The 2,057-nt window shown below is 55.8% G+C and carries 1 protein-coding gene; it reads right to left on the reverse strand.

The genetic code is table 11. The features are described 5' to 3' along the window. Positions 1 to 277: 277 nt before the first annotated feature. Positions 278 to 1,606 carry an MFS transporter gene (locus tag DF200_RS10505; RefSeq protein ID WP_109138215.1) on the reverse strand — a complete coding sequence of 443 codons (1,329 nt, stop codon included), beginning with the start codon at positions 1,604 to 1,606 and terminating at the stop codon, positions 278 to 280. Positions 1,607 to 2,057: the final 451 nt, after the last annotated feature.

The raw sequence follows: 2,057 nt of genomic DNA on the forward strand, positions 1-2,057 counted from the left end.
CCCGGGATCTGACGAATATCATCCAGCGAAATGGTGTCATTACCCTCGCCATACCAACGGAAACCCATCTTCATTGTTGGATACTCCTTATGTTCGTTATCTGTTTAGTTGGTTGTGTTTGTTGTTTGCGTGATTGTCGGTATTGATTATTGATTGGTTGTCGGCATCGGCCAATACCTTGCCAATGCGCTGGCATTACCGGTGGGGCCACCGCCGATACGGAACCGAACACGGTTCCCACGGCAGCGGCAGCCAACCGATAATCGGCTTACTTGAATTACTTGGCGAACACCTGGTCCATGGTCGCCCCACCGACGGCATACCGATCCAGATCGGACTGGGTCACCTTCGGCTTGCGGATGCACAGCAGCGCACCAACGGCTCCGACCATGCCGACCACACCGGCGATCATGAAGGCGGCGACGAATGAACCGCCGGTCAGCTGGACCGCGAAGCCGGTGATGGAGGGTCCAAGAATACCGGCGCAGTTGCCGACGGCGTGCATGACGCCACCGATGGAACCAACGCTCTTGGAGTCCACGACGTTGTTGATCACACCCCAGTACAGACCACCGGTGAAGTACATGAAGAACACGGCCACACCGACGAGCACCATGATGACCGGCAGATTGTGCAGCTGGGAAATGAGCAGCACGGCGCAACCGGAGATCAGCAGGCCGACGCCGATGATCAGACGCTTCGGGGTCAGCTCGTCCTTCCACTCACGGGAGACGGTGATGCGGTCGGAGACGATGCCGCCGAGCGCGATGCCGACGCAGCCAAGCGTCCACGGCACCATGTTCAGCAGGCTCACCGTTTCCAGCGGTACATTCAGTTCGCTTTCCAGATAGCTGGGGAACCAGGTGAGGAAGAAGAACAGGATGTAGTTGTATGCGAAGAACGCCAAGGCCGCGAAGATGATGGACGGGGTCTTGAAGTAGAAGGCGCGCTTCATCGTCACACGAATCTTGGTGTGGCTCAGTTCCTCGACGGCGGCGCTCTTCTTCTCGCCTTCATCGACCTTCGGCGGCACACGGTTCACGCTGCGCCACCAGATGAAGGCCCAGGTCAGTCCGATGACGGTGATGGCGACGAAGCCCCAACGCCATCCCATGTGCAGAGCGATGTAGCCGACGATCGGGCCGGAAAGCGCCGCACCCAGCGGGGCGCCGCAGTTCGCGATCGAGATCATCGTGGTCTTCTGGTCGTCCGGATACCACATATCCACCGTCTTGTTCATGGTGGTGGCAAGCGGGCCTTCGGCCATGCCGAAGATGATGCGAATGATGAGGATGGAGATGAAGCCGGTCGCGAAGATCAGTGCACCGCTGAACAGCGACCAGACGATGGCCGCGACGAGTAGCGTGTCTCGCGGACCGAATTTATCGGAGGCGAAGCCTCCCACGACGTTGAACATGGCGTATCCGACCGAGAAGGCACTGAAGATGATGCCCAGCTGTCCGGACGACAGTCCGAACTCGGCCGTGATATGACTTGCAGAAATCGACAATGCAGAACGATCGAGGTAGTTGATCAAACCGCATAGGAACAACAGCACCATAATGATGAACCGTTTGCGTTTCAGCAACGCTGCATGATCCTGCATAACAAGTTCCTCCTTGAACTCCCTTGATAACAATGCAGAAATTATTATCTAAAAATTTTTTAGAAATATTTTCTACATTTTCTGACAATACGCCGGGGGGGGGGCGGCCGTCAAGTCAAACGTTCTACGGCCGACACGCGTTATACCGTATGGGATTTAAGGATTCTTGTTCCACCACTGCTGCGTTCCATGTCGACGAAATCTAGTCATCCGGACTCAGACCGTGGCCAATGACGTAAACCGTGGCCAATGATCTTCACGACGGTCATTGACTGGCCATGAAACACAAATTTGGTCGATCCGTTCATAAGGACGAGGTTTTCGACGTCCTTATGAACGAACCGACCAAATTTCCGGATTATTATCGTCCGGTTAGTCTTTGTGGAGGTATTTCTCGGTGGTCTCCAGATTCATCTCGCACCCGTTGCCCGGCGCGGTCGGGGCCACGTAG

The sequence above is a fragment of the Bifidobacterium catulorum genome (genome assembly GCF_003129925.1).
Lineage (GTDB): Bacteria > Actinomycetota > Actinomycetes > Actinomycetales > Bifidobacteriaceae > Galliscardovia > Galliscardovia catulorum.

Coding starts and splice junctions, on each gene's coding strand:
- DF200_RS10505 (WP_109138215.1), bottom strand. CDS start 1,606: ATGCAGGATCATGCAGCGTTGCTGAAACGCAAACGGTTCATCATTATG.